The sequence below is a fragment of the Streptomyces sp. NPDC058955 genome, from assembly GCF_042741435.1.
Taxonomy (GTDB): Bacteria; Actinomycetota; Actinomycetes; order Streptomycetales; family Streptomycetaceae; genus Streptomyces.
On record NZ_JBHYKM010000089.1, the window covers coordinates 30,675 to 35,270 of the forward strand.

Below are 4,596 nucleotides of genomic sequence, written 5' to 3' on the forward strand. Positions count from 1 at the left end.
CCCCGCGCGGGGGGGGCCCCCCCCCCCCCCCCCCGCGCCCGGGGGGGGGGGGCCCGGCCCCCCCCCCCCCCCCCCACCGGGGTGGGATTACTGCTGGTTGATGCGCTCGGCGATGACCTTGTCGGCCTCTTCGCCGGCCTTCTGCGGGTCCTCGCCCTTCAGGACCTTGGTCATGTAGCCCTTGATCGGGTTGGGCTCGGTCTCGACGTTGGCCCAGCCACCGGTGATCGGGGTGATGTGACCGACCTCGGCGACCTTGACCATGGCCTCGGCGAAGGAGCCGGCCTCAGGGGTGACCTGCGCGGACGGGTCGACGGGGATGATGCCGCCCTTGTTGGCGGTGCCGTACGACTCCAGCTGCTTCTTGTTGGTGACGAAGGCCAGCCACTCCTTCGCGAGCTCCTGGTTCTTGGAGCGCTCGGCGACGGCGAGGTTGGAGCCGCCGAAGAAGACGGAGCCCGGCTTGTCGGCCGTCTTGCCCGGGATCGGGAAGTAGCCGAAGTCGGCCTTCTTGCCGGCCTTCTCGATGGCGGCGATCGCGCCGCCGGCCTCCCAGCCGAGACCGATCCAGGAGGAGACGCCGCCCTTGGGGACGATGTCGACGGACTGCTGCGGGGTGGCCTCGTCCTTGTCCTTCGGAGCGGTCGAGAAGGACTGCAGCTCCTTGTAGAAGTTCATGGCGGCGGCGGCCTGCGGGGTGGCCAGGCCGCCCTTCCACTTGTCGCCGTCCTTGACCGCGAGCTCGCCGCCCTCGTCCCACAGGAAGCCGGCGAGGACGTACCAGCTCTGGCCCGGGAGGTAGATGGGCTGCGACTTGGCGTCGGCGGCCTTGAGCTTCTTCAGGCCGTCGATCCACTCGTCGCGGGTCTTCGGCGGGGTGACGCCGGCCTTCTTGAAGGCGGCCTTGTCGTAGATCACGACGCGGCTGGCGGCCCACCACGGAGCGGCGTAGAGCTTGCCGTCCAGCTCGGCCGAGGGCAGCATGCCCTTGCTCCAGTTGTTGTAGCCGAGCTTGTCCTTGTCGCCGGTGAGGTCGGCGAGACCGCCGGTGACGGCGTAACCCGTGGTCTGGGTGTTGCCGAGCTCCAGGACGTCCGGCGGGGTGTCCTCGGAGAGGGCCGTGGTGACCTTGGTCTGGATGTCGGTCCACTGCTGGACCTCGACGTTGACCTTGGTGCCGGGGTGGGCGGCCTCGAACTCCTTGTTGACGCCGTCGATCCACTCCTTGGGAGCGGAACCGTCCATGACCCAGACGGTGAGCGACTTGTTGCCGCCCTCGGCCTTGTCCTTCTTGTCACCGCTGTCGGAACCACCACATGCAGCGATGGAGACCATCATGCCCGCGACGCCGATCGCCGCGATGAGCTTGCGCTTCACGCCACCCTCCTCAGGGATGCCTGCAACCCCTGCCCACCGCGCGAAGACATACGTCAGGTAATGCTCGTGGGGCTGGGACCTGGTCTTTAATGGTTTAGACCAGTACCCGGAGCTTGGCCTAGACCTTTAGGGGTGTCAAGGGTGTATAAGAAGGGCAGTCGCGTCCGTTATCGGACCGACACCTGAGGGAGGCCGACGACCCGTGACCGGTCCGTGCCACCATGTGAGCCGCGACAGACGGAGGAGCCGGTGACGGCAGCAGCACAGTCGGGAAGGCAGGCCATGGCCACGGAGGCGGGCAGCACGGAGACAGAGGGCGGGGCGGCGACCCGCACCGCGCGCGTGCCCAAGTACTACCGGCTGAAAAGGCACCTCCTCGACATGACGGAGACCCTTCCGCCCGGCACCCCGGTGCCCCCCGAACGGACCCTGGCGGCCGAATTCGACACCTCGCGCACCACCGTGCGCCAGGCCCTCCAGGAGCTGGTCGTCGAGGGCCGGCTGGAGCGCATCCAGGGCAAGGGCACCTTCGTGGCGAAGCCCAAGGTCTCCCAGTCCCTCCAACTCACCTCGTACACCGAGGACATGCGCGCCCAGGGCCTCGAACCCACCTCGCAGCTCCTCGACATCGGCTACGTGACCGCCGACGACACCCTCGCCGGACTGCTCGACATCACGGCCGGCGGCCGGGTGCTGCGCATCGAGCGCCTCCGCCTCGCCAACGGCGAGCCGATGGCCATCGAGACCACCCACCTCTCGGCCAAGCGCTTTCCCGCGCTGCGCCGTTCGCTGGTCAAGTACACCTCGCTCTACACCGCGCTGGCCGAGGTCTACGACGTCCACCTCGCCGAGGCCGAGGAGACCATCGAGACCTCCCTCGCCACCCCGCGCGAGGCCGGACTGCTCGGCACCGACGTCGGCCTGCCGATGCTGATGCTCTCCCGCCACTCGCTGGACGCGCAGGGCGAGCCGGTCGAGTGGGTGCGCTCGGTCTACCGCGGCGACCGCTACAAGTTCGTCGCCCGCCTCCAGCGCCCCAACGGCTGAAAATCGATCTGAACCCGTACCCCGGCACATCCGTGTGATGTGTCGGGGTACGCCGTTTCCCGGGCCGCGGTTCGACACCGAGACCCGCCCGATACACGTCCGTTATTCGGACGAGGGTTCCCAAGGGATGAGCGGTCCCCTACATTTCCTCGGCATTAACCGGTGATCAGTAAGGGGACGAATTCGCCATGTCAGAAACCGCAACCGGGAAACAACCGGTCATCACGCCCGTCAGGATCGTCATAGCGCTCTGCCTGGCGGCCCCGTTCGTGGCGATGCTCTGGGTGAGTTCCTACGCGAAGGTCGAACCCCTCTTCGCCGGCATCCCGTTCTTCTACTGGTACCAGATGCTCTGGGTGCTGGTGTCGACCGCGCTCACGATGATCGCGTACAAGCTGTGGCAGCGCGACCAGCGCGCCCGCAAGGGAGGTGACGCGCGATGAAGGACGGCGTCAACGGCGTGGCGCTCGGCGTCTTCGTCTTCTTCTTCCTGGCCGTCACGGTCATGGGCTTCCTCGCCTCCAAGTGGCGCAGGGCCGAGAACGAGAACAGCCTCGACGAATGGGGCCTGGGCGGACGGTCGTTCGGCACCTGGGTCACCTGGTTCCTGCTCGGCGGCGACCTCTACACCGCGTACACCTTCGTCGCCGTCCCGGCGGCCATCTACGCGGCGGGCGCGGCCGGCTTCTTCGCCGTCCCGTACACCATCCTGGTCTACCCGCTGATCTTCACCTTCCTGCCGCGCCTCTGGTCGGTCTCGCACAAGCACGGGTACGTCACCACCTCCGACTTCGTCCGCGGCCGGTTCGGCTCCAAGGGCCTGTCACTCGCGGTGGCGGTCACCGGCATCCTCGCCACGATGCCGTACATCGCGCTCCAGCTCGTCGGCATCCAGGCCGTCCTGGACGTCATGGGCGTCGGCGGCGGCGAGAACACCCACTGGTTCATCAAGGACCTGCCGCTGCTCCTCGCCTTCGGCGTGCTCGCCGCGTACACCTACTCCTCGGGTCTGCGCGCCCCGGCGCTCATCGCCTTCGTCAAGGACACCCTGATCTACATCGTCATCGCCGTGGCGATCATCTACATCCCGATCAAGCTCGGCGGCTTCGACGAGATCTTCGCCAAGGCCGGCGAGGCCTACGCGACGGTCAACCCGGCCACCGACAAGCCGCGCGGCGCCATGGTGCCGGGCGAGGCCGGCCAGTGGACGTACGCGACGCTCGCGCTCGGCTCGGCCCTCGCGCTCTTCATGTACCCGCACTCGATCACGGCGACCCTGTCCTCCAAGAGCCGCGAGGTCATCCGCCGCAACACCACCATCCTGCCGCTGTACTCGCTGATGCTGGGCCTGCTCGCGCTGCTCGGCTTCATGGCCATCGCCGCCGGCGTCAAGGTGGTCAACGGCCAGCTCGCCATCCCGCAGCTCTTCGAGAACATGTTCCCGGACTGGTTCGCGGGCGTCGCCTTCGCCGCGATCGGCATCGGCGCGCTCGTCCCCGCCGCGATCATGTCGATCGCCGCGGCCAACCTCTTCACCCGCAACATCTACAAGGACTTCATCAAGAAGGACGCCACCCCGGAGCAGGAGACCAAGGTCTCCAAGCTGGTCTCGCTGCTGGTCAAGGTCGGCGCGCTCGCCTTCGTCCTCACCATGGACAAGACCGTCGCGATCAACTTCCAGCTGCTCGGCGGCATCTGGATCCTGCAGACCTTCCCGGCCCTCGTCGGCGGCCTGTTCACCCGCTGGTTCCACCGCTGGGCGCTGCTCGCCGGCTGGGCCGTCGGCATGGTCTACGGCACCGCCGCCGCGTACGGCGTCGCCAGCCCCACCCAGAAGCACTTCGGCGGCTCCTCCGCCGAGATCCCGGGCATCGGCGAGATCGGCTACATCGGCCTCACCGCCTTCGTCCTCAACGTCGTGGTGACGGTGGTCCTCACCTTCGTCCTCAAGGCCGTCAAGGCCCCCGAGGGCGTCGACGAGACCTCCCCGTCGGACTACACGGCCGACGCCGGCGACGCCGGGGTCCGCACCGAGCTCCCGAAGGTCGGGGCCGGCGCGCACTGATCCGGCGGTACGGGAAAAACGGACGACGGCGGGGGGGCCCGGGGGGGAAAAACCCCGCCCCCCCCCCCGCCGCCCGGGGCCCGGGGCGGGCGAGGCAGCGGCGGGGC

The 4,596-nt window shown here is 68.5% G+C and carries 4 protein-coding genes; 3 read left to right on the forward strand and 1 reads right to left on the reverse strand.

What is annotated here, in order from left to right:
* Positions 1-87 precede the first annotated feature (87 nt).
* Complete coding sequence (locus ACFW1I_RS27765) at positions 88-1,377, reverse strand: extracellular solute-binding protein (protein WP_384674967.1); 1,290 nt, start codon at positions 1,375-1,377, stop codon at positions 88-90.
* A gap of 282 nt (positions 1,378-1,659) precedes the next feature.
* Between ACFW1I_RS27765 and ACFW1I_RS27770 the strand changes: the two genes are divergently transcribed.
* The 3 genes from ACFW1I_RS27770 to mctP all read left to right on the forward strand — a co-directional run bounded on the left by ACFW1I_RS27770 (position 1,660) and on the right by mctP (position 4,489).
* A complete protein-coding gene (locus ACFW1I_RS27770; protein ID WP_031013165.1) occupies positions 1,660-2,424 on the forward strand; it encodes a GntR family transcriptional regulator in 765 nt (254 codons plus the stop codon).
* Between the two features lie 188 nt (positions 2,425-2,612).
* Positions 2,613-2,867 carry a DUF3311 domain-containing protein gene (locus tag ACFW1I_RS27775; protein WP_384674969.1) on the forward strand — a complete coding sequence of 85 codons (255 nt, stop codon included), beginning with the start codon at positions 2,613-2,615 and terminating at the stop codon, positions 2,865-2,867.
* The gene (mctP, locus tag ACFW1I_RS27780; protein WP_384674971.1) at positions 2,864-4,489 is read left to right on the forward strand and encodes a monocarboxylate uptake permease MctP; all 1,626 of its coding nucleotides are present in this window, start codon (positions 2,864-2,866) and stop codon (positions 4,487-4,489) included. Before ACFW1I_RS27775 ends, mctP begins: the two co-directional genes overlap by 4 nt.
* Positions 4,490-4,596: the final 107 nt, after the last annotated feature.

Bases quoted from the DNA above. Each gene is read 5' to 3' on its own strand.
- ACFW1I_RS27775 (WP_384674969.1), top strand. From the start codon at position 2,613: ATGTCAGAAACCGCAACCGGGAAACAACCGGTCATCACGCCCGTCAGG.
- mctP (WP_384674971.1), top strand. From the start codon at position 2,864: ATGAAGGACGGCGTCAACGGCGTGGCGCTCGGCGTCTTCGTCTTCTTC.
- ACFW1I_RS27770 (WP_031013165.1), top strand. From the start codon at position 1,660: ATGGCCACGGAGGCGGGCAGCACGGAGACAGAGGGCGGGGCGGCGACC.